This is a genomic window from Streptomyces sp. MB09-02B (assembly GCF_033794485.1).
In the GTDB taxonomy this organism is placed as follows: Bacteria; Actinomycetota; Actinomycetes; order Streptomycetales; family Streptomycetaceae; genus Streptomyces.
In genome coordinates this window covers 1-22,337 of record NZ_JARGEE010000122.1, presented here as the reverse complement: position 1 = coordinate 22,337, position 22,337 = coordinate 1, and the positions used below count along the sequence as shown (strand labels likewise).

Below are 22,337 nucleotides of genomic sequence, written 5' to 3'. Positions count from 1 at the left end.
TTGTCTGGGGGCCACCTCGTGTTTCCACAGAGTCCTTTGTCGGGCTGGTTCAGTTGTGTAGACGACACTGGGCCCCCACTCCCCCCGCACGCCGCCTGCGTCTCGGTATGCCGCGGCGGGTGTTCTCGCAGGTCCTGCTGATGCAGGTGGCGATCGCCGCCGGTGTCGCCGTCCTCGCGACGGGGCTGTTCCTCGCTCCGCTCAGCGAACAGTTGGACGACCAGGCGATGCGCCGGGCCCTCGCCATAGCCCAGACCACGGCGGTCCAGCCGCAGATCGTAGAGGACCTGGTCTCGACGAAACCGTCCGTGAACGGCCCCGTGCAGGTCGAGGCGGAGCGGATCCGGAAGGCTAGCGGGGCCGAGTACGTGGTCGTGATGGACCGCGACGGCGTGCGCTGGTCGCACCCGGATCCGACGGAGATCGGCGGGCTCGTCTCCACCGACCCACGCCGCGCCCTCGCCGGCAACGAGGTCATGGAGATCGACTCGGGAACCCTGGGGCGCTCGGCTCGGGGCAAGGTGCCACTGCGCGACGCCGACGGGAAGATCGTGGGCGCCGTCTCGGTGGGGATCGAGTACGACAATGTGCGCGCCCGGCTGATCCACGCGATCCCCGGGCTCCTGGCGTACGCCGGCGGGGCCATGGCGGTCGGGGCGCTGGCCGCGTACCTGATCTCCCGGCGGGTTCACCGCCAGACCCGTGACCTGGCGTTCTCCGACATCGCGGGGCTGCTGGCGGAGCGCGAGGCGATGCTGCACGGCATCCGGGAGGGCGTGGTCGCCCTCGACCGCGCCGGGCGCGTGCGCCTCCTCAACGACGAGGCACGACGCTTGCTCGGGATCGGTGACGAGGCGGTCGGCAGGTCCCTCGACGACGCGCTCGGCCCTGGCCGCACGACCGATGTGCTGGCCGGCCGCGTCACGGGCACCGATCTGCTGACCGTGCGCGGCCACCGCGTACTGGTCGCCAACCGCATGCCCACGGACGACGGCGGCGCCGTCGCGACCCTCCGCGACCGCACCGAGTTGGAGCAGCTGGGCCGTGAACTCGACTCCACGCGCGGCCTGACGGACGCCCTGCGTGCCCAGGACCACGAGCACGCCAACCGGATGCACACGCTCCTCGGCCTGCTCGAACTGGAGATGTACGACGAGGCCGTGGAGTTCGTCGGCGAGGTGGTCGGCGACCACCGTGCGACCGCCGAGCAGGTCACCGAGAAGATCCACGATCCGCTGCTGGCCGCGGTGCTGGTCGGCAAGGCGACCGTCGCGGCCGAGCGCGGGGTGGCCCTGTCGGTCGCGGGCGGCACGATGCTGCCGGACCGCCTGATCGACCCCCGAGGGTTGGTCACCGTGGTCGGCAACCTCGTCGACAACGCCCTGGACGCCGTCGCGGGTACGCCGCACGCGCGCGTGGAGGTCGATCTGCGCGCCGAGGGCCGCACGGCGATCCTCCGGGTGCGGGACACGGGCCCCGGCGTCCCGCCCGACAAACGGGAGTTGATCTTCGCGGACGGCTGGTCCACCAAGACGCGCCCGGCCCATCGCGAACGCGGCATCGGGCTCTCCCTGGTGCGCCGGCTCGCCGAGCGGCAGGGAGGAAGCGCCCAGGTGGGCGAGGCGGAGGGCGGGGGCGCGGAGTTCACCGTCGTCCTGCCCGACGCACTCGCCGAGCCGGGCCCGCAGCAGGAAACCGAAGCCGCCGTCACCGGCGCCGACAAGGAGTCGCGATGATCGAGGTCCTGATCGTGGACGACGACATCAGAGTCGCCCGCGTCAACGCCGCCTACGTGGAGAAGGTCGCCGGTTTCCACGTCGCCGGCGTGGCCCACAACGCGGCGGAGGCGCTGCACCTGTTGGAGACGTCGCCCCACGTGGACCTGGTCCTCCTGGACCACTATCTGCCCGACGACACGGGCCTCGCGGTCGTCCAGGAGATGCGTCGCCGGGGTCACGAGACCGACGTGATCATGGTGACGGCGGCCCGTGACGTCTCGACCGTCCAGGCCGCGATGCGTCAGGGAGCGCTCCAGTACCTGGTGAAACCGTTCGCGTTCGCCGGACTGCGGGCGAAGCTGGAGGCGTACGCGGAACTGCGGCGCACCCTGGACGGCGGCGGTGAGGCGGAACAGGCCGAGGTCGACCGGATCTTCGGCGCGCTCTCGGCGGGCGGCGAGCCGGACCTGCCCAAGGGGCACTCCGCCACCACCACCGAACTCGTGCGCCGTGCTCTGATGACCGCCGAGGGCGCGCTGTCCGCCCAGGAGATCGCCGAGCGGACCGGGCTGAGCCGCCAGACCGCCCAGCGCTACCTGAAGCTCCTGGAACGCACGGGACGGGCCCGGCTGACCCTCAAGTACGGCGAGGCCGGCCGCCCGGAACACCGCTACGAGTGGGCGACGCGCTCCTGAGGGACCTTCGGCACACGCTTCTCCGACGAAGCCTCAAGGCGTGCCGTGCTTGTCGGGCACCGCAAAGCGCTCACACCGCCCCCGCTCCCGTGAGCGAGCGCACCTCGGTCTCCGCGTGCTTCGCCTCGTCAGGCGGCTCCGCCGAGGTGACCGTGCCGAGCCAGCCGGCGAGGAAGCCCAACGGGATGGAGACAAGACCGGGGTTCTGCAACGGGAAGTACTGGAAGTCGACGCCGGGGAACAGCGAGTCGGCGCTCCCCGAGACCACCGGCGACAGCAGCACGAGGACCACGGAGGGGATCAGTCCGCCGTACACGGACCACACCGCCCCTCGGGTGGTGAACCCCCGCCAGAACAGCGAGTACAGCAGAACGGGCAGGTTGGCGGAGGCGGCTACCGCAAAGGCCAGGCCGACCAGGAAGGCCACGTTGAGGTCCTTGGCCAGCAGCCCGAGCGCGATCGCGACCACGCCGATACCGACGGCGGCCGTGCGCGCCACCGCGACCTCGCTGTGCGGCTTCGAACGCCTGCGCCGCAGCGACGCGTACAGGTCATGGGCGACGGACGCCGACGACGCGAGAGTGATGCCGGCGACGACCGCGAGGATCGTGGCGAAGGCGATGGCTGCGACGATCGCGAACAGAACCGTTCCGCCGGTGGAGTCGGCGCCACCGCCCAGGTCCAGGGCCAGCAGCGGCACCGCGGTGTTCCCGGCGGCGTTGGAGCCCCGCACGGCCTCCGGCCCGACGATGGCGGCCGCGCCGAAGCCCAGCACGATCGTCATCAGGTAGAAGCCGCCGATGAGACCGATCGACCAGACGACCGAGCGGCGTGCGGCCCGCGCCGTGGGCACGGTGTAGAAGCGCGACAGGATGTGCGGCAGCCCGGCCGTGCCCAGCACCAGAGCGAGCCCGAGGCTGATGAAGTCGAACCGCGCGATCCAGTCGCCGCCGTACCGCAGTCCGGGCGCGAGGAACGCGTCGCCGTGTCCACTGCGCTCGGCCGCCGTCCGCAGCAACTGGTCGAAGTCGCCGTGGAACCGCACCAGGACGAGCACGGTCAGGGCGATCGCCCCGCCCATCAACAGGACCGCTTTCACGATCTGGATCCAGGTGGTGGCCCGCATCCCTCCCAGCGACACGTAGACGACCATGAGCGCACCGACCCCGATGACCGTCCAGGTCTGCGCCGCCTCGCTCTCTCCTCCCAGCAGCAGCGCCACGAGAGTGCCCGCTCCCACCATCTGCGCCACCAGATACAGAACGGACACGGTCACCGAGGAAGTTCCCGCGGCGATCCGCACCGGCCGTTCGCTCATCCGCGCCGCGACGACGTCGGCGAGCGTGAACCGCCCGCAGTTGCGCACCAGTTCGGCCACCAGGAACAGCACCACGAGCCAAGCGACCAGGAAGCCCACGGAGTAGAGCAGTCCGTCGTACCCGAAGAGCGCGATGAGGCCGGAGATGCCGAGGAAGGACGCGGCGGACATGTAGTCGCCCGCGATGGCAAAACCATTCTCCATGGGCGAGAAGAGCCGCCCTCCGGCGTAGAACTCCTCGGCGGAGCCGTGCCGATGGCGGCTCACCCAGGTCGTGATGCCCAACGTGACCGCCACGAACGCGCTGAACAGCACCAGCGCCAGCGTCTGATGGTCGGCGGTCACCGCGACGCACCCCCTCGGATACCGCGCGTCAACTCCTGGGTGTCCCAGCGCAGATCGAGTGCCGCCCGGTCCCGGCGCAGCCTCGCGTGACGCGCGTACGCCCAGGTGAACAGGAACGTCGTGAGGAACTGCCCGAGCCCCGCCAGCATCGCCACGTTCACCGAGCCCGCCACCGGCCGTGCCATCAGCCCCGGTGCGGTGGTCGCCGCCACGACGTAGGCCACGTACCAGGTGAAGAAGACGGCTACACCCGGGATCACGAACCTGCGGTATCGACTGCGCACCTCCTGGAAGGCCGCGCTCCGCTGGACCTCCAGATAGACGTCCGCCGCACCCTCGTTCCGGTCCTCCTGCGCGTCGGCCGTGACGGGGTCCGGCCCGCCCGCGCCGTCCAACTCCCCCCAGCCGGAGGCCAGCGCGTCGTACCAGGGATCGTCGAACCGCACGTCCGCGCTGGCGAGGCCGTGCCCCTCGTGCTGCTCAACCGGGCTCTCAGAACCACCCCCGCGTCGACGGGGACGGCCGGTGCTTGACTGCATGCCCAAGCATGGACAGAACGGAATGACCCCTGACGCACCTCTTCACGATTGTTCACCCCATCAGGTGAAACCCCGGCCAGCCTCCCGCACCTGCGGCACAAGACACCCACCGGGTCCGCGTACAGGCCCGACCGGACGCGCCACGCCGGGCCGGGGCACCTGCCCCGGCCCGGCGTGGTGCGGCGGCTACGCGTCGATGCGCGACCGGTCCAACGTCGCCGCCGAGCTGGAGATGAACTCCTTGCGCGGTGCGACGTCGTTCCCCATCAGCAGGTCGAAGACCTGCTCGGCCGCTTCCAGGTCCGACAGGTTGATCCGCCGCAGCGTGCGGTGCCGCGGGTCCATCGTGGTTTCCGCCAGTTGGTCGGCGTCCATCTCGCCGAGGCCCTTGTAGCGCTGGATGGAGTCCTTGTAGCGGATGTTCTTGCTCTGGAACTCCAGCAGCCTGTCGCGCAGCTCACGGTCCGAGTACGTGTAGACGTACTTGTCCTGCCCCTTCTTGGGCTGGACAAGTTCGATCCGGTGCAGCGGGGGCACCGCCGCGAAGACACGTCCCGCCTCGACCATCGGCCGCATGTACCGCTGGAAGAGCGTCAACAGCAGACACCGGATGTGCGACCCGTCGACATCGGCGTCGGTCATCATGATGATCTTGCCGTAGCGGGCCGCGTCGATGTCGAAGGTGCGCCCCGAGCCCGCCCCTATGACCTGGATGATCGCGCCGCACTCGGCGTTCTTGAGCATGTCGGTCACGGACGACTTCTGGACGTTGAGGATCTTGCCCCGGATCGGCAGCAGCGCCTGGAACTCGGAGTTCCGAGCGAGCTTGGCCGTACCGAGCGCCGAGTCCCCCTCGACGATGAACAGCTCGCTGCGCTCCACGTCGTCGCTGCGGCAGTCGGCGAGCTTGGCCGGCAGTGACGACGACTCCAGCGCCGTCTTCCGACGCTGCGCGTCCTTGTGCTGACGTGCGGCGATACGGGTACGGGCGGCCGCGACAGCCTTCTCCATGACGACCCGCGCCTGGGCGGCGGCGTCTCGCTTGGTCGAGGTCAGGAACGCCTTGAGCTCCTTGGCGACCACCTGCGTCACGATGCGGCGGGCCGCAGAGGTGCCGAGGACCTCCTTGGTCTGGCCCTCGAACTGCGGTTCGGCGAGGCGCACGGTGACGACGGCGGTGAGGCCTTCGAGGGCGTCGTCCTTGACGATGTCGTCCTCGGCGACGCGCAGCATCTTCTTGGCGCGCAGCACCTCGTTCATCGTGGTGGCCACGGCCTGTTCGAAGCCCGCGACATGGGTACCGCCCTTGGGGGTGGCGATGATGTTCACGAACGACTTGAGCGTGGTGTCGTAGCCGGTGCCCCAGCGCATGGCGACATCGACGCCGAGCTCGCGGGTGACCTGCGTGGGCGTCATCTGACCGTGCTCGTCCAGGACGGGCACGGTTTCCCTGAAGGTGCCCTGTCCGGAGAAGCGGAGGACGTCGCAGACGGGCTTGTCGGAGGCCAGGTACTCGCAGAACTCGCTGATGCCGCCGTCGAAGCGGAACGACTCCTCGCCCTTGCTGCCGCCCTCGCCGAGGCCGAACTCATCCCGGACGACGATCGTCAGGCCGGGCACGAGGAAGGCGGTCTGCCGGGCGCGCTGGTGCAGGTTCTCCAGGGAGAGCTTGGCATCCTTGAGGAAGATCTGGCGGTCGGCCCAGTAGCGCACGCGCGTGCCGGTGCGCGTCTTCGGGATCCGCTTGCCCTTGCGCAGGCTGCCGGTCTCGAACTTGGCGTCCGGGCCGTTGCCCGCGAAGGCGCCGGGCACGCCGCGCCGGAAGCTGATGGCGTGGGTGCTGCCGTTGCGGTCGACCTCGACGTCCAGGCGGGCGGAGAGCGCGTTCACCACGGAGGCGCCCACGCCGTGCAGACCACCGGAGGCCGCGTACGAACCGCCGCCGAACTTGCCGCCGGCGTGCAGCTTGGTCATGACGACCTCGACGCCGGACAGGCCGGTCTTGGGCTCGACGTCGACCGGGATGCCGCGGCCGTTGTCCCGCACCTCCACGGAGGCGTCGTCGTGGAGGATCACCTCGATGTGGTCGCAGTAGCCCCCGAGGGCCTCGTCCACGGAGTTGTCGATGATCTCCCAGAGGCAGTGCATCAGGCCTCGACTGTCGGTCGAGCCGATGTACATGCCGGGGCGCTTCCGCACGGCCTCGAGCCCCTCGAGGACGAGCAGGTGCCGCGCGGTGTAGTTGGAACCGTCCCGGTCTGCTCCGGTCAGCAGCGCTGTGGACGGCACGGACGTATCGGCGGTCACGCGGTTCGCTCCTCGCTGAATTTCAGGTGCGGCCCTTTGGGGTAAGGGGCCGGGCTCTGTTGCCGGTCCGAGGGTACCGAGGCCTGGTAGAGCCGTTGTAACGCCACCCTCGTCCGAATCTCAGAGTAGTCCAGAGTCGCATACACGTTCGATCCCTCGATGGGGTGAAGTACATATCACGTTCCCTTCCAGGCATGAACCATTTAGGCTCCGGGCACGTCCTCATGAACACCGGCAACCCAGCCGGGAGGACCGTACAACCGAAAGAACAACCGCCAGAACCACCGAAGAACCACTGACAGACAGCGCGAACCCGTACGACACGAAGACACGCACTACGGCCCATTCGCCGCCAACCGGCAGCAGACAGCCGGCCCGGAAAGATTTTTTCGAGTTAAAGCCGCGAGCGGGAACGTTTTCGGCCTGGTTGGATGTTGACCCTGGTACGACAGCTCGTCGAGCTAGAGAAGAGGCGACGTGACTACTGTTCTGACCCCCGCGACCCCGCTGACGGCCGCTGACCGATGCGACCGCTGCGGCGCCCAGGCCTATCTGCGCGTCGTCCTGCTGAGCGGTGGAGAGCTGCTGTTCTGCGCCCACCACGGCCGCAAGTTCGAGCCGGAGCTCAAGAAGATCGCCGCGGAGATACAGGACGAGACGGAGCGGCTCACGGCCGCTCCCGCGACCGCAGAAGAGGACGAGCGCTGACGCTTCGCACCTGACGACGAGCCGCCACCGGCTCGAGGCCGGTGACCGGGCGGCCACTCCCGTACCCAACGGGGTGGCCGCCCGCTCTCGTGCGGCCACCCCGTTGGGTGCGCCGCGTACGGCGGCTCAGCGCCGCCTCAGCGGCTTTCCGCCAGCACCCGGGCCACGTACGAGCCCCTGGTGTAGACGCCGGGGTTCCCGGCGATACCGCAGCCGCTGCCCCACGACACGAGGCCGATCAGCTTCCCCCGGGCGACCAGCGGCCCTCCGCTGTCCCCCTGACAGGCGTCCCGGCCGCCGTTCTGCTCCCCGGCGCACACCATGGAGTCGGGCTGGTACCGGCCTTCCACACTGCCCGGATAGGCCCGCTCGCAGGCGGCGTCGGCCAGCACCTGCACCGAGGCGGCCCGCAGGCCCTGTGTGTAGTCCCCGGCGCCCGTGGTGTCCCCCCAGCCGTAGACCGCGGCCGGCGTGCCCGGCGCGTACGCCGCGTCCCCGGCGCCCGCCAGTGCGATGACGGAGCTCTTGGGCAGCGGTGCGGCGAGGGTGACCACCGCGAAGTCCCCCGCGTTCGTATAGGGGTCGTACTCGGGATTGACCCAGGCGCCGCTCACCGGGATCTCCTCCCCCTCGGCCGACTGCAGTTCGGCGCGACCGGCGATGACCCGCAGATCGGGGACACGTTCCGGCGGGCCTCCCAGGACGCCCTCGCTCAGGCAGTGGGCGGCCGTCAGCACCGTCGTGGGACCGACCACCACACCGCCGCAGAACTGCCCGGCCCGCGTACCCCCGAACCGGTCACGACTGGACAGCGCCACCGTCCAGGGCGCCTGGGAGATCTCGACCGGATGACCGCCGATGACGACCTCGGCCGTCGCCGGTGGCGGTGACACCAGCGGTATGACGGCCGTGGTGGCCGCGACGGCCAGCAGTCGGGCGAACGATCGACGCATGCGCGCTCCTCACTCCGGGTCTTGGATGGCACACCCAGAGTGATCCACCAGATCGGCTTTCGCATGCCGCACACACGCCGAAGGCCCGGCTCCTTCGAGGGAACCGGGCCTTCGGACCGACACGCGAGCCGGTGGCGCGCTGCCCTAGTCGAGGTAGTCGCGCAGGACCTGCGAGCGGGACGGGTGACGCAGCTTCGACATCGTCTTGGACTCGATCTGGCGGATACGCTCACGCGTGACGCCGTACACCTTGCCGATCTCGTCGAGGGTCTTCGGCTGACCGTCGGTGAGACCGAAACGCATGGAGACGACGCCCGCCTCGCGCTCGGAGAGCGTGTCGAGCACCGAGTGCAGCTGCTCCTGCAGGAGCGTGAAGCTGACCGCGTCGGCCGGGACGACGGCCTCGGAGTCCTCGATGAGGTCACCGAACTCGCTGTCGCCGTCCTCGCCCAGCGGGGTGTGCAGGGAGATGGGCTCGCGGCCGTACTTCTGGACCTCGATGACCTTCTCGGGGGTCATGTCGAGTTCCTTGGCCAGCTCCTCCGGGGTGGGCTCGCGGCCCAGGTCCTGGAGCATCTGGCGCTGCACACGCGCCAGCTTGTTGATGACCTCGACCATGTGCACCGGGATACGGATGGTGCGGGCCTGGTCGGCCATGGCGCGGGTGATCGCCTGACGGATCCACCAGGTGGCGTACGTGGAGAACTTGTAGCCCTTGGTGTAGTCGAACTTCTCGACCGCGCGGATCAGACCGAGGTTGCCTTCCTGGATCAGGTCCAGGAAGAGCATGCCGCGGCCGGTGTAGCGCTTGGCCAGGGAGACCACCAGACGGAGGTTGGCCTCCAGGAGGTGGTTCTTGGCGCGGCGGCCGTCCTCGGCGATGATCTCCAGCTCGCGCTTGAGCTTGGGGGCGAGCTTGTCCGCGTTGGCCAGCTTGTCCTCGGCGAACAGACCGGCCTCGATGCGCTTGGCGAGCTCGACCTCCTGCTCGGCGTTGAGCAGGGGGACCTTGCCGATCTGCTTGAGGTAGTCCTTGACCGGGTCGGCGGTGGCGCCGGCGGCCGCGACCTGCTGGGCGGGCGCGTCGTCCTCGTCCTCGTCGGACAGCACGAAACCGGCGTTCTCGGTGCCCTCGGGCTCCTCACCGGGCTTGCCGCCGGGGGTTTCCTCGAGGACCTCTTCGTCGACGAGCTCCGCGTCGTCCTTCTTGGCGGTCGTCTTCTTGGCCGCCGTCTTCTTGGCGGCGACGGTCTTCTTGGCGGGGGCCGCCTTCTTGGCGACCGCCTTCTTGGCGGCGGCCTTCTTGGCGGGTGCGGCGTCCTCGGCGGAGGCATCGGCCGCGGGCACCGCGGGGGCGGCTGTCGCGGTGGCCTTCTTGGTGGTCACCGTCTTCGCCGCGACCGTCTTGGTGGCGGTGCGCTTGGCCGGACTCTTCGCTGCGACGCTCTTTCGGGTGCGCTTGGGCTCCGCGGCACTGACCATCAGCGTCACACCCTCTTCCTCGAGGATCTGGTTGAGGCTGCGCAGTACGTTCTTCCACTGAGTGGCCGGAATCTGGTCAGCTTCGAAGGCCCGACGCACATCGTCGCCGGCGATCTGCCCCTCAGCCTTTCCCCGCTCAATGAGCGCCATGACAGAGACGGACTCGGCGATCTCCGGCGGGAGCGTACGGGATGTGCTGGCCGACACGAACAACCTCTCGGAACGTTGGAAAACGGCTTCCGGCCCCGTCCACTGCGGACAGGAGCCGACCACCGGCTTGGGAGTGGGCCGACGGTGCGGGCGGGGGCCGGGAAGAGGCACAGCGCCGTGAACGGCGTCCGTATTCCCTCCGCGGCTGTCACCTCTTAGGTCATCGCGCTGCTCCCACGAGCGTTACGCCCAATCTGCGTGGCCCGAGTCACACCCCGTAAGCACTCAAAAGCGGTCAGACACTGCCAGAGGTAATCGATCAAGGCCACAACCGGTTCTGTTCGGACGGGTACCCGAACGATTCCCGAATGAACTCATCGATGTGGATCACCGCCCTCGGTGGGACTCGGGCCCCTCCCAGGGAACACGCGCCACGCCGGGGACACAACACCCCCCGGCCCACCGACCCGGCCGGGACGAGACCGGCGCCCCGGCATGACGGGCCGCCCTGACACCCCGGCGTCGCGCCGCCGGACCCCGCCGAATCCCGTGAGGATTCGATGGGGCCCGGCGGCACGGGTTCACCGGGCCCCATCGGCCCGGCGGCACGGGTTCGCCGGTCGAGCGACGCCACGTCCGCGGAAGGGGCCTACAGCCCGGCCGCGCCGCCCTTGTCCCGCTCCGGGCGCCCTCAGTGCTCGCGCGGCGCGGGCACCACACGTTCCACCTCGGGGTGGACGGTGAGCAGTTGACGCATGGCCGCCTCGGCCGCCCCTCCGTCGCCCGCGGCGAGCGCGTCGACGATGCGGCCGTGGTGCACCAGCGTCGACTCGGTCGGCCGGTCACATCCGGTGACCGGCCCGCCGGAGACCTGGAGAGCCGCGGAGACGATCCCGGAGAGGTGCTCCAGCATGCGGTTGCCCGCGACCTGGATGAGCAGCGAGTGGAACTCGGCGTCCGCGCGCGAGAAGGTCAGCGGGTCGCCCTGGGCCATGGCATGCCCCATGAGCTCGACCATGTCGCCGAGACGCTGCTGGATGTCGTCCCGGCCGTGCCCTGCGGCGAGGCGGGCGGCGAGCGGCTCGATCGTCCAGCGCAGTTCGCTGAGCTCGCGTCGCTGGTCGTCACGCTGCGGGCCGAAGGCCCGCCATTCGATGATGTCCGGGTCGAGCAGGTTCCAGTCGCTGACGGGACGGACGCGTGTGCCGACGTTGGGCCGGGCGCTGACCAGGCCCTTGGCCTCCAGGACGCGCAGGGATTCACGGACGACGGTGCGGGAGACCTCGAACCGCTGGCCGATCTCCTCGGGCACGAGAGGGCGATCCGCGCCCAGGTCCCCGGAGACGATCATCTGGCCGAGTTGCTGGACGAGTTGGCCGTGCAGTCCGCGTCCGCGGCTCCCGGCAGCGCGTCGGCCCACGCGCCCCAGCTCGGGGTCCGCGCCGTCCCAGGCGGGGAGGCCTACGCGGTCGACACCGGGGTGCTCGGCGTAGGGGTAGCGGTGGAGTTCGCCCGGTCCTGCGAGGCCGGAGTCGGCGGAGCGGGCGGCGGTCATCATGGTGTGCGCAAGGGTACTCACGCATCCTTTGTCGGCTGCGTTCTCAACTCCCTTGAGGTCTTTGGTGAAAAGCACACGAAAGGGTGATCGCTCACCCCGTCGCAATTGACGCCTTATCGGAAAGAAATGGGCGTTCTACGAGGAGTTGCGCGCATTGCGTCGACGGAAGGGCACGGACAGTGAGCACGAAAGGATGACGACGATCATCAGCGGACCCGGCCCCGCAGGTTCGTGAGCACGTAGGCGCCCAGGAGCGCGGTCAGCGACAACAGCAGCGCCCCGCCCACGGGTTGGACGACCGCCCGTGCCACCGCTTCCAGATAGCGCCCACCCCCGAACGGCCACTGCACCAGCGCGAGCTCGCGCAGCCGCATCGGAAACCCGATCGCACTGCGCACGGACGATCCCTCCAACGCCTTCTGCAACAGGGGCACGACGAGGAGGGGCACGGCGACCACGGCGGCCAGCCCTGCGGACGTGGAACGGAAGACCCCCGCCGCGAGGACTCCGGCCCAGGCGCACCCCACGACGAGCCCCACCCAACTCGCACCTAGCGGCAGCCAGTCGGCGGGGACGGAGATGAGTTCCGGCCCGTAGACGAGGTACAGCACTTCGAGGTCGCAGCCGACGGCGAGGACCGCCAGCAACAGCGCGGCGGCCGCCGCGACGAGAAGCTTCGCGACCAGCAGACCCAGGCGACGGGGCACGGTGCCACGGTCCGCGGCCAGAGCGGGGTGACGGAACTCGTCGCCGAAGGCGATGGCCCCGAGCAGCCCCGCGCCGACCGCGGCGGGCGGCAGCGGCAGCTCCCGCGGCCACGCGGCCAGCAGCCGGGGCTGCGGAGTGTGCCCGATCCTGGCCAGGATCACCGCCATGAGGGCGGAGGTGACGAGCACGGCCGCGGCGGTGACGTACGTGGTACCGACGCCGCCCGCCCGCCGCAGTTCGTACCGCAGCGGACGCAGCGGGCTCGGCGCCGACCGCACGGCGATGGGCGGCGGGAGCGTCGGCAGTGGCGTCGAAGGCGACAGCGGGCCCGTCCCGGGCGTGTGGGCGAGGGACGGCGGCGGCGCGGTGTCGGGATCGGGAGAGTCGGCATCGGACGAGTGGGCATCGGACGGGTCGGCATCGGACGGGTGCCGCGAGGATTGCGGCGCGAGGGTGGAGGGGTCGGCATCGGTCGCGAGGGAGGTTCGGGCGGCTCGGGGCTCGGGGTCGCCCTCCGCCGCGCTGTGGACCGACGCCGGGGTTCGCGACTCGCTCACGGCCTCGAACGCGATCGCCCGGGACCTCTCGGCAGCCGTACGGTGTGCCTCGATCAGCCCCCGGGTCTCCCGGACCGAGTCGGACGCGCCCTCGGCCCACTCCGGATCGTCCTCGACGGCCACCGGCGGCATCCGCGACACGGGCCCCATGTCCCCGACCTCGTCCGCGAGTTGGTGTACGAGGATGCCGTGCCGGAACGCGACCTCACCGACCTCCGCGCACGTACTGCCGTACACCGACAGCCGGTTGCCTCCCTCCGACACGATCTCCACGGAACGCCGCGCCGTGCGGGCCTCTTTGGTGAGCAGCGCCTCGAGCCGGGCGGCGTACGGGGTGCGGACGGCGACCCTGGGGCGGAGCCGGGTCCGGGAGAAGTCCGCGACCTCCTGGTCGGCGACGAGTCTGCCCTGGTCGAGGGTGAGGACCCGGTCGGCGGTCCGCGCGGCCTCCTTGGGGTCGCAGGTGGTGAACAGAACCGTGCCGCCCTGATTTGTGTGCGCCCGCATGATCCCGTGCAGCCACCGGCCTTCACGGACGGCCAGACCGCCGACCGGCTCGTCCAGCACGAGGGTGTGCGGGTCGGACAGCAGGGCACAGGCCAGGCCGAGGCGCCGGTCCATGCCCCGCGAGAGCGTGCTCAGCCGCGCCTCGCACAGACTGACCAGACCCACGACCTCCAGAACTTCGTCGGCCCGCCGCGTGGGCAGCCCCGCGGCCGCGCAGAGCATGCGCAGGTGCCCTCGGACCGTGCGGGCCGGATGGCCGGGCACATCGCCGAGGAGCACGCCGACCTCGCGCGAGGGGTGGGCGATGCGGTGCAGGGGACGCCCCCTGAAATAGGCGACGCCACGGCCCTGTTGGAGTTCGAGCATGAGTTTCAGCGCTGTCGACTTGCCCGCTCCGGGGGCCCCGAGGAGTGCGGTGACACGACCGGAGTGCGCCTCGAAGGACACATCGTCGACGGCGGGCGGGAACTCCTTGCGAGGATTGCTGGTCAATCCGATGGCCTGGATCACCCTAGGCAAGATAGCGCGGTATGTCCGTTTTTTCGGGCACCCTGAGGTTCACCGCACGACCAAGGCAGCCGAACGCGGCGCAGACGGCTCCGGCCGCGCGCGTGTCAGACCTCCGGACGCAGCATCGGCGGGTTGAGGAGGGTGGCACCGCCGGCGCGGAAGAGCTGGGCGGGACGGCCGCCCTGCCGCGTGGTGGTACCGCCGGTGGGCACCAGGAACCCTGGCGTACCCGTCACCTTGCGATGGAAGTTGCGCGGATCCAGGGCCACTCCCCACACCGCCTCGTAGACACGCCGCAACTCGCCGACCGTGAACTCCGGCGGGCAGAAGGCCGTGGCCAGTGAGGAGTACTCGATCTTGGAGCGGGCGCGCTCCACCCCGTCCGCGAGGATCTGCGCGTGATCGAAGGCCAACGGCGCCACCGGCTCGCCGTCACGCCCGTAACCACCCTGCTCCAGCAGTTCCTCCACGGGCGCCCAGCGTGCGCTGTTGGCGTCCCCTCCCGGCCGGGGTGCGGGCAGGTCCGGGGCGAGGGCGAGGTGGGCGACGCTGACGACCCTCATCCTCGGGTCGCGCTTCGGGTCACCGTAGGTCGCCAACTGCTCCAGGTGCGCACCGTTGTCCTGCGCGGGCTCGGACGGTTCGTGGGCGGTCAGCCCGGTCTCCTCCGCCAGCTCCCGCGCCGCCGCCTGCGACAGATCCTCATCCGGCCGGACGAAGCCACCGGGCAACGCCCACCGTCCCTGGAACGGCTGCTCGCCCCGTCGTACCGTCAGAGCGCAGAGCGCATGGCGACGGACGGTCAGTACGACCAGGTCCACGGTGACAGCGAAGGGCGGGTAGTCCGACGGGTCGTAGGGCATGCCGCGATCATAGTCGTCTGCCTGACGATAAACACTCCCCTCACCAGTCGCTTCCCCACTTGATCCACTTCTGTCCGTGACCGATCTTTCGGACCGGCCGCCGTCACCGTGCTCCGGGCACCGCGAACCGTTCCCTCGCACGTCACAGAGCGTCACACGCCCAACTGCAGCCCGTCGGCCGCCTCCTCGACCATCGCGAGCCCCAGCCTGCTGACACGTACGGCGAAGGGGGCGCCCGCGACGCGCAGTCCCGTCATGCCGATCTCCCCCAGCGGCGCGCTGCGCACCGGCCGCAGGGTCACCGTCCCGGCTGGAGCGTCGGGACGGATTCCGACGAGGGTGGTGAGCAGCAGCACCCCTGCGGCCGCCGCCGTCGCGGCCGGTCTGCAGGAGGCGGGGTGGGGCAGCGGGGCACTCCCCGCTGTCCGCTGCTCCCCCGCGTACATCTCGGGCAGCCGACGGTCGAAGCTCTCCGCCGCCGCCAGCACCCCCCGCAGAAGCGCGCTCGCCTCCTTCTCGTACCCCGCGGCCGCGAGCCCCGCGACCGCGATCGCCGTCTCCTGCACGCGCACGGCGCCACTGCGATGGCCGAAGGGGTTGTATCCCGCTTCCTTCGCCCCCAGGCTCCGCAATCCCCACCCCGAGTCCATGGCCGGTCCTCCGAGCAGCCGCGCGAGCTGTTCGGTCCGTACCTTGTCGAGAAGTCCCGGCGCCTGTTCCCCTGCGCCGAGCAGCCCGGTGTCGAGGAGGTGGGCGGCACCGGCTCCCAGGTGCGGCACGACACGCCCGTCCGGGGTGCGGGCGGCCGCGGGTCTGCCGCCGCCCCGGTCCTCGATCCAGAAGTCCCCCGCGAACCGGGCCCGCAGGTCTCCGGCCCAATCCCTCAGCTCGGCCCCGCCCGGTCGGCCGTACGCGTCGAGAAGATCCGCGCCCAGCAGCGCGGCCCGGTGGGCGTGGGCCTGGGTCTCGCAACGCAGCGGTCCCCCCGGGCGTGGGTCGGGCAGATAGACACCGCTTCCGACGGCGCCCCGCAGCCACCGCAGGCACCGCTCGGCCGCGGGCAACATCTCCTCCGTCTCGTGCTCGGGGAGTCCCCATCTCCTGGCCTCCGCGAGGAGCACGGGGAACAGGAGGGTCGCCTCGGTGCCGGTGCAGCCCGGCGGCAGATGCGGGCCCGCGTCCCGCCGAGGGCCCGGGATCATGCCGGACTGTGTTTCCCGGCCCACGAGTTGGGTGCGGGCGAGGGTGCGCAGTGTGCCCAGGGCGAGCCGGGTGCCGAGGGGCAGGGTCATCCTGGCCGCGACCAGGGCGTCGGCGGGGGACATGCCGCAGCGCCAGGGCGCGCCCGCCGCGAGGTGGGTGTCCGTGGGGTTCTTCGGGTCGCGCAGCAGCAGGGCTTCGAGGTCCTCCAGACAGGTGTGCAGCAAGGGCTGAGCCGTCCGGTCGTCGCCCGCCGCCCGGGCCTGGGAGAGAGGGCTTGTGGGCCCCCGCCCCACGGGTCTGATGGGACCCGCGCCGTCCGGTCGTACCCGCAGCTCCACGCTCCGGGTCCCGCCGGGCGGCAGCTCCAACTCCCAGCGCAGCAGCCCCGCGGAGGCCAGGGCGTCGGCGGGCGGCGGATGCGCGGTCACCGTGGAGTGCCCTTGCGCGCTCGACCACCGGAGGCCGGAGTCGTGCACGCTCGCCGGCAGTTCCGGGCCGGCCCTGCCGGAGGCGACGGCGCCCAGTTCAGCGAGATCCGTCCCCAAGGACACCTCGACTGGCAGGCGCATTGGGCGGCGGGCCGTGCTGTGCAGGGTGATCCGCTCGGTGCCGTCCGCATACCGTGTGCGCTCGACCACGACGTCCGGGTCCGGCCCGGCCTCGGCCGACACGCGCAGTGTCCCCATGAACCTGGCTCGGTCGGCGGAGATCATCCGCGCCTGCACGGCGAGCGGCTCCCGTCCTGCCACCCTCACCTGGCAGCGGGAGAGCATGCGCCGTCCAGCACGGTAGAAGCCCTCCAGTCCTCGGCCGTTCAACTGGCCCTGCTGCGTCGAGATCGCGAGGCCCGGCAGGGCGACGCATGCGGGGGCGAAGGGCTTCCGGTGGCTGGGTGCGCCAGCCCGGTCGAGCGGCCGGCGCCGGGCACGGCGGGCGCCGGGGCACTCCGGACCGCTGGACGTGAGCCGGCCACGCGAGGCAGCGGACCGCGGACGTCGGTATGTGGAGCGCCGGTTCCCTCGTCACGGGCCCGGACGGAGGGCTGGGCCGGCAGGAGGAAGGACGGGGCTTCGTCGGCATCGGGCTTGGAGGGCAGGGGCATGGGTGGCTTCTTCTGTCTTCGGCGCGCGTGGGGTGCGCTCGGCACCAGGTGGGGAGCCGGAGAGGGACGGGGTGCGACGGCGGCGAGGCCAGGCCATGGGTACCGCCACTCAGGTGAACGGAGCGGCTCCGCTCCGGGTCACGCCCCTGGCCCGGGAAGCCGAGCGGCCGGCGGCTCGGCGAGGTGTCTGCGTGGGCGTGGAAGGGGAACAGCGCGCTCAGATACGCCCCGAACCAGAACAGCACCGCCCTCCACGCCCGGTGCCGGGTCGGCGCGCTCACGTCTCCCCCTCGGTGGGCTGCCCGCCGCCACCGCGGCGCGCCCGCGCCCGAGCGCTCGCGCCGTCGGCCCTGCTCCCCGGTCGTCGGTCGGCGGGTGCGTTGCCGGCAGCGGAGTGCGATCGGCGGGCGTGAGCGGCGCCGGATCGCCGCAAGGTGCGGGCGTCAGCGCTTCCTCCTGGGTGTGACCTGCGTCGGCGCCGGGGGCCGGTCGCGACGCAGGGCTCGGTCGAGGCCGACTGCGTGACCGGGCGCTCCTCGGAAGGGGGCTCCTCGTCGGCAATGCCCCCACCGGCACCGGCACTCGCACTCGCACTGGCACTGGCACTGGCACTGGCACTGGCACTGGCATTGCCAGGGTCCGGCGCCTGGCCGCGTCCCTTGCGCTCGGCGCGCAGGCAGCGGCGAATGGATTCGGGGTCGAGGCCTTCGTTGCAGGCCTGGTGCAGGAGACGGGCGAAGAGGTAGTCGGGGTCTGCGGCGAGGGCCATGGCCAAGGCCTCGCGGGCCTCCAGCTCGTCGCCCGAGGACCAGGCGACCCAGCCCACGAGCGTGAGCGGGGCGGCGGCGTGCTCGCCGTAGGGACCGACGCAGCGGCGGGCAAGGGCGCGCCAGAGCCGGAGGGCCGGGGCTGCTTCGTCGCCTTCCATCCATTCGGCGGCACGGTCGCGGGTGGCGCGGTCCTGGAGTCCGAGAATCAGTGTGGCCGCGTCGACGTGGCCGACGAGCTCGTCGTCGTACAGGTCCGCGTCCAGCGTTCCGGACACGGCCGGAGCGGCGGCCAGTCGCCCGATGGCGCGCTGCGCCACGGCGAGGGTCTCCTCGGCCACGTCCGCGCGACTCTCCGCATGCAGGATGCGGGGGACGAGCGCGGACTGCGCGGCGTCGAGGGCCGCCTCCTGCTGCAGCGCGGCTGCGGTCTCCCACGGCAGCAGCCTGGCCCTCATCTCTTTCAGCGTTCCGCGCACCTGGAGGCCGGCGTAGGTCGCGGCGGCGGCCAGCACGGAGGTGCCCGGCAGCCCCATCGGTTCTCCGTCGAAGGAGCAACACCCGTTGCCGGGACAGCAGTACGACCAGAAGCGACCCTCCGAGATGCACAGCGCCTCGACCACCGGGACGTCCAGGGTGCCGCAGGCCCTGCGCAGCAGTTGGGCGAGGGGCCGCAGGCGTTCCATGACGTCGCGCGGCGACTCACCGCTCGCCGGGTCCTGGCAGAGGAAGGCGACCATGCTCTCCGGCCTGGCTCCGCGACGCTCACTTCCGGTCACCAGTCCATGAGCCAGTTGCTGGGCCACGGACGGCCAGTCGTCCGTCTGGGCCGGAATGCCCAGCCGTGCGCGCCCGCCGAACCGTCCTCGGGCGTCCCGGTCGTGCAGGGCGACGAGGACGATGCTGTCCTCGGGTCGATACCCGAGCAGGTAGGGCAGGGCGTCGGCAAGTTCGGCCGGGGTGCGGAGGGTGACCTGCTGCCCGTCGGGCGGTCCGGTGATCGCTGCGTGCCCCTGGTAGGCGGAGGACTCGCTCTTGGGGCCGCATTCGTTCTGACCGCTGATGTCACTGTTGCCGGAGGTCCCGGCTGCTTCGCTGTGATTCGTCATGCGGTGACCATCTCGCGGATCTTGAGATTCCGCTTTGCCCTGTGGATAAGTCCGACCATGACCACGTCAGAAGCTGTCCACAGTTCACCCCGCTCGTTCGCGCGATGTCCGAGGCATCGGGTTGCATGGGGCCATGAGCGACGAAGACATGCCCTCCACGGACCGCCAGGATCTGCGTACGGCCGCCGACGCCGTGCTCGCCCGCCTCGTCGGTGCGCCGGCGGGCGCCGCGCGACTGCGCGAGGACCAGTGGCACGCCATCGAGGCGCTCGTCGCGCAGCAGCGCAGAGCCCTGGTGGTGCAGCGCACGGGCTGGGGCAAGTCCGCGGTGTACTTCGTCGCGACCGCGCTGCTGCGCGAGTGGGGCGCCGGCCCCACGGTCATCGTCTCCCCGCTCCTCGCCCTCATGCGCAACCAGGTGGAGGCGGCCGCCCGCGCGGGTATTCACGCGCGGACGATCAACTCGTCGAACACCGAGGAGTGGGACACCATCCGTCAGGAGGTCACCGCGGGCACGGTCGACGTGCTCCTGGTCAGCCCGGAGCGGCTCAACAACCCGGACTTCCGTGACCAGGTCCTGCCCGAGCTGGCTGCCGCGACCGGGCTGCTCGTGGTCGACGAGGCACACTGCATCTCGGACTGGGGTCATGACTTCCGCCCCGACTACCGCCGGCTGCGCACCATGCTCGCCGATCTGCCGGCGGGTGTACCGGTGCTCGCGACGACGGCGACGGCCAACGCGCGCGTGACGGCCGACGTGGCGGAGCAACTGGGCACGGGCGGAGGCACGGACGCCCTGGTTCTGCGCGGGCCGCTGGACCGGGAGAGCCTGAGCCTCGGTGTGCTCGAACTGCCGGACGCCGCCCACCGGATGGCCTGGCTCGCCGATCACCTGGACGAGTTGCCGGGCTCCGGGATCATCTACACGCTCACGGTGGCCGCCGCCGAGGAGGTCACCGCGTTCCTCCGCCAGTGCGGGCACACCGTGACGTCGTACACCGGCAAGACGGAGAACGCCGACCGGCAGCAGGCCGAGGAGGACCTCCTCGCCAACCGGGTCAAGGCCCTGGTCGCCACCTCCGCTCTGGGGATGGGCTTCGACAAGCCCGACCTGGGCTTCGTGGTGCACCTGGGTTCGCCGTCGTCCCCCATCGCCTACTACCAGCAGGTGGGGCGCGCGGGCCGTGGTGTCGAGCACGCCGAGGTGCTGCTGCTGCCCGGCAAGGAGGACCAGGCGATCTGGGAGTACTTCGCCTCGGTCGCCTTCCCACCGGAGGAGCAGGTGCGCCGGACCCTGGACGTCCTGGCACACGCGGAGCGACCGCTCTCCCTGCCCGCTCTCGAGCCGCTGGTCGAGCTGCGGCGCTCCCGGTTGGAGACGATGCTGAAGGTCCTCGACGTGGACGGCGCGGTCCGCCGTGTCCAGGGCGGCTGGGTCTCGACCGGCGTCCCCTGGGCATACGACACCGAGCGCTACGCCTGGGTCGCCAAGCAGCGCGCGGCAGAACAACAGGCCATGCGCGACTACGTCACGACGACGGGCTGCCGGATGGAATTCCTGCGACGGCAGTTGGACGACGAGGAGGCCGGGCCGTGCGGGCGTTGCGACACCTGCGCGAAGCCCAGGTTCGCGGACTCCGTCTCCTCGGCGGCGCTGGACGCGGCGCGCGGCGAGCTGGGACGGGCCGGGGTCGAGGTCGAGCCCCGCAAGATGTGGCCGACCGGGCTACCGGCCGTCGGCGTGCAACTGAAGGGGCGCATCTCCGCCGGTGAACAGGCGGCCCCGGGGCGAGCGTTGGGGCGTCTGTCGGACATCGGCTGGGGCAACCGACTGCGGCCGATGCTCGCGCCCCAAGCCCCTGACGGGCCGGTTCCGGACGATGTGGCCAAGGCGGTGGTAGCCGTACTGGCCGACTGGGCGAAGGGCCCCGGCGGCTGGGCCTCCGGCCAGGCCGACGCACAGCCCCGCCCGGTGGGTGTCGTCACCATGGCATCCCGTACACGGCCGCAGTTGATCGGTACCCTCGGCGCGCGGATCGCCGAGATCGGCCGCCTTCCCCTGCTGGGCTCGGTGGCGTACACCGGCGCGGTTTCTCAGGTCACCCGGAGCAACAGCGCACAACGCCTCAAGGCACTCGACGGGGCACTCACCGTGCCACCTGAACTGGCCGCCGCGCTGGAGAAGGCAGGCGGGCCCGTCCTGCTGGTCGACGACGCCACGGAGACCGGCTGGACCCTCGCGGTCGCCGCGCGCGTGCTCCGGCGCGCGGGCGCACAGGGGGTGTTGCCGCTCGTACTCGCCGTCCGGGGGTGACCGACCGTCAACCGCGCGTGAACCCCGTGCCGCTTGGGCGTTGAGGACGCGCCCTATGCGCAGGGATATAAGCGGTGGATCACCACAAAACTGTCAGTGGCCCCAATTGCTCGTTGCCGCAACCAAGTTCGCCAGGAAGAATTGGAGTCCGCTCCCCGCACGGCCCACTCGTGAATCGGTAGGGCTTCTGCTGCGGCGTGCGCTCCCCCAAGTCCGACCCCCGCCCGCTGTGTGGGCGCGTAGCCGAAGGGAGGATCGTGACCTTCGGATTCGCTCCGTCCTCGGCGGCTTCCGTGTCGACCTCTGCCGACCTCTCCGCCACTTCCGCCAACCGGTTGCTCGAGCCCGCGGAATGGGCCGCCGCCGGGATTCCGCTGCTCCGCAATCCCCGGGAGGTGGTCAGCGGGCTGCACGCGCGGCATCAGCCCCGGCCCGCGACGGCGGTGATCGCCGTCCTGGATCCGGACGAGCGGTTGAGGGCGAGTGCCTCGTTCATCCGGCGTCCGGCCCCGGCCGACGGGTGGATGTTCCGCAACGCGCTCCTCGCGCAGCTGCGCCGGGTCATTCCGCATGATCTGCGCCGGCGTACCCCGGTGCGCACGGCTGTGCTGCTCTACTGCCGTGACGGTGACGCGCGTTGGACGGAGGAGGACGGTGCGTGGATGTGGGGGCTGCGGGACGCCTGCACACTTCACGGGCTGCGCTGCGGGGCGTACATCACGCTGACACGTGACGGCTGGCAGGTTCTCGGCGAGGGCCGAGGGGGGCGTCGTCCCCACGCGGACTCACCGGCCGAGCCCTTCGCCACGGCCGTCGCGCCGCCGCCCATGCCTCGTACCGGTGGCGTCGCGTCGGAGGTACTGCGGCGCGCCGCGGCGCGCTGAGCCGCTGCCCTTGGGGCCGCTTCGGCACCCCTCCGAGACC

The 22,337-nt window shown here is 71.2% G+C and carries 15 protein-coding genes; 5 read left to right on the top strand and 10 right to left on the bottom strand.

Features of this window, described 5'->3' with window-relative positions:
* Positions 1-107 precede the first annotated feature (107 nt).
* Both P1P70_RS18930 and P1P70_RS18925 read left to right on the top strand, forming a co-directional pair.
* Positions 108-1,736 (top strand): sensor histidine kinase, encoded by a 1,629-nt coding sequence (locus P1P70_RS18930; RefSeq protein ID WP_319239083.1) that lies wholly within the window; start codon positions 108-110, stop codon positions 1,734-1,736.
* Complete coding sequence (locus tag P1P70_RS18925; RefSeq protein ID WP_319239079.1) at positions 1,733-2,413, top strand: response regulator; 681 nt, start codon at positions 1,733-1,735, stop codon at positions 2,411-2,413. The genes P1P70_RS18930 and P1P70_RS18925 overlap by 4 nt, the downstream gene beginning before the upstream one ends.
* Before the next feature lie 70 nt (positions 2,414-2,483).
* On the opposite strand, the gene P1P70_RS18920 is transcribed toward P1P70_RS18925, so the two are convergent.
* From P1P70_RS18920 to P1P70_RS18910, 3 genes are all read right to left on the bottom strand, one after another.
* Entirely contained in the window at positions 2,484-4,076 is a 1,593-nt protein-coding gene (locus tag P1P70_RS18920; protein WP_319239076.1) for a cation acetate symporter, read from the bottom strand.
* Positions 4,073-4,615 carry a DUF485 domain-containing protein gene (locus tag P1P70_RS18915; protein ID WP_319239073.1) on the bottom strand — a complete coding sequence of 181 codons (543 nt, stop codon included), beginning with the start codon at positions 4,613-4,615 and terminating at the stop codon, positions 4,073-4,075. Before P1P70_RS18915 ends, P1P70_RS18920 begins: the two co-directional genes overlap by 4 nt.
* 186 nt (positions 4,616-4,801) lie before the next feature.
* Positions 4,802-6,922: a DNA topoisomerase IV subunit B gene (locus tag P1P70_RS18910; protein ID WP_319239070.1), complete on the bottom strand. Its 2,121-nt coding sequence runs from the start codon at positions 6,920-6,922 to the stop codon at positions 4,802-4,804.
* A gap of 477 nt (positions 6,923-7,399) precedes the next feature.
* On the opposite strand from P1P70_RS18910, the gene P1P70_RS18905 reads away from it, so the two are divergent.
* Positions 7,400-7,630 carry a hypothetical protein gene (locus P1P70_RS18905; protein WP_013000244.1) on the top strand — a complete coding sequence of 77 codons (231 nt, stop codon included), beginning with the start codon at positions 7,400-7,402 and terminating at the stop codon, positions 7,628-7,630.
* Positions 7,631-7,767: 137 nt separating this feature from the next.
* Here the strand turns inward: P1P70_RS18905 and P1P70_RS18900 are convergent, their stop codons facing one another.
* The 7 genes from P1P70_RS18900 to P1P70_RS18870 form a co-directional block, all read right to left on the bottom strand.
* Positions 7,768-8,583 carry a serine protease gene (locus tag P1P70_RS18900; RefSeq protein ID WP_319239067.1) on the bottom strand — a complete coding sequence of 272 codons (816 nt, stop codon included), beginning with the start codon at positions 8,581-8,583 and terminating at the stop codon, positions 7,768-7,770.
* Positions 8,584-8,727: 144 nt separating this feature from the next.
* A complete protein-coding gene (locus P1P70_RS18895) occupies positions 8,728-10,272 on the bottom strand; it encodes an RNA polymerase sigma factor (protein WP_319239065.1) in 1,545 nt (514 codons plus the stop codon).
* A 634-nt stretch (positions 10,273-10,906) separates the two neighbouring features.
* Positions 10,907-11,794, bottom strand: a complete 888-nt coding sequence (locus P1P70_RS18890) for a FadR/GntR family transcriptional regulator (RefSeq protein WP_319239062.1) — start codon at positions 11,792-11,794, stop codon at positions 10,907-10,909.
* A 185-nt stretch (positions 11,795-11,979) separates the two neighbouring features.
* Positions 11,980-14,055, bottom strand: coding sequence for an ATP-binding cassette domain-containing protein (locus P1P70_RS18885; protein ID WP_319239060.1), 2,076 nt, complete (start codon positions 14,053-14,055; stop codon positions 11,980-11,982).
* A gap of 104 nt (positions 14,056-14,159) precedes the next feature.
* Positions 14,160-14,918: an NUDIX hydrolase gene (locus P1P70_RS18880; RefSeq protein ID WP_005481548.1), complete on the bottom strand. Its 759-nt coding sequence runs from the start codon at positions 14,916-14,918 to the stop codon at positions 14,160-14,162.
* A gap of 152 nt (positions 14,919-15,070) precedes the next feature.
* Positions 15,071-16,939 carry a glycogen debranching N-terminal domain-containing protein gene (locus P1P70_RS18875; protein ID WP_319239057.1) on the bottom strand — a complete coding sequence of 623 codons (1,869 nt, stop codon included), beginning with the start codon at positions 16,937-16,939 and terminating at the stop codon, positions 15,071-15,073.
* Between the two features lie 561 nt (positions 16,940-17,500).
* Complete coding sequence (locus tag P1P70_RS18870) at positions 17,501-19,099, bottom strand: DUF4192 domain-containing protein (RefSeq protein ID WP_319239054.1); 1,599 nt, start codon at positions 19,097-19,099, stop codon at positions 17,501-17,503.
* Positions 19,100-19,232: 133 nt separating this feature from the next.
* Between P1P70_RS18870 and P1P70_RS18865 the strand changes: the two genes are divergently transcribed.
* Positions 19,233-21,413 carry a RecQ family ATP-dependent DNA helicase gene (locus P1P70_RS18865; RefSeq protein WP_319239051.1) on the top strand — a complete coding sequence of 727 codons (2,181 nt, stop codon included), beginning with the start codon at positions 19,233-19,235 and terminating at the stop codon, positions 21,411-21,413.
* Between the two features lie 257 nt (positions 21,414-21,670).
* Complete coding sequence (locus tag P1P70_RS18860) at positions 21,671-22,297, top strand: hypothetical protein (protein ID WP_319239050.1); 627 nt, start codon at positions 21,671-21,673, stop codon at positions 22,295-22,297.
* Positions 22,298-22,337 lie beyond the last annotated feature (40 nt).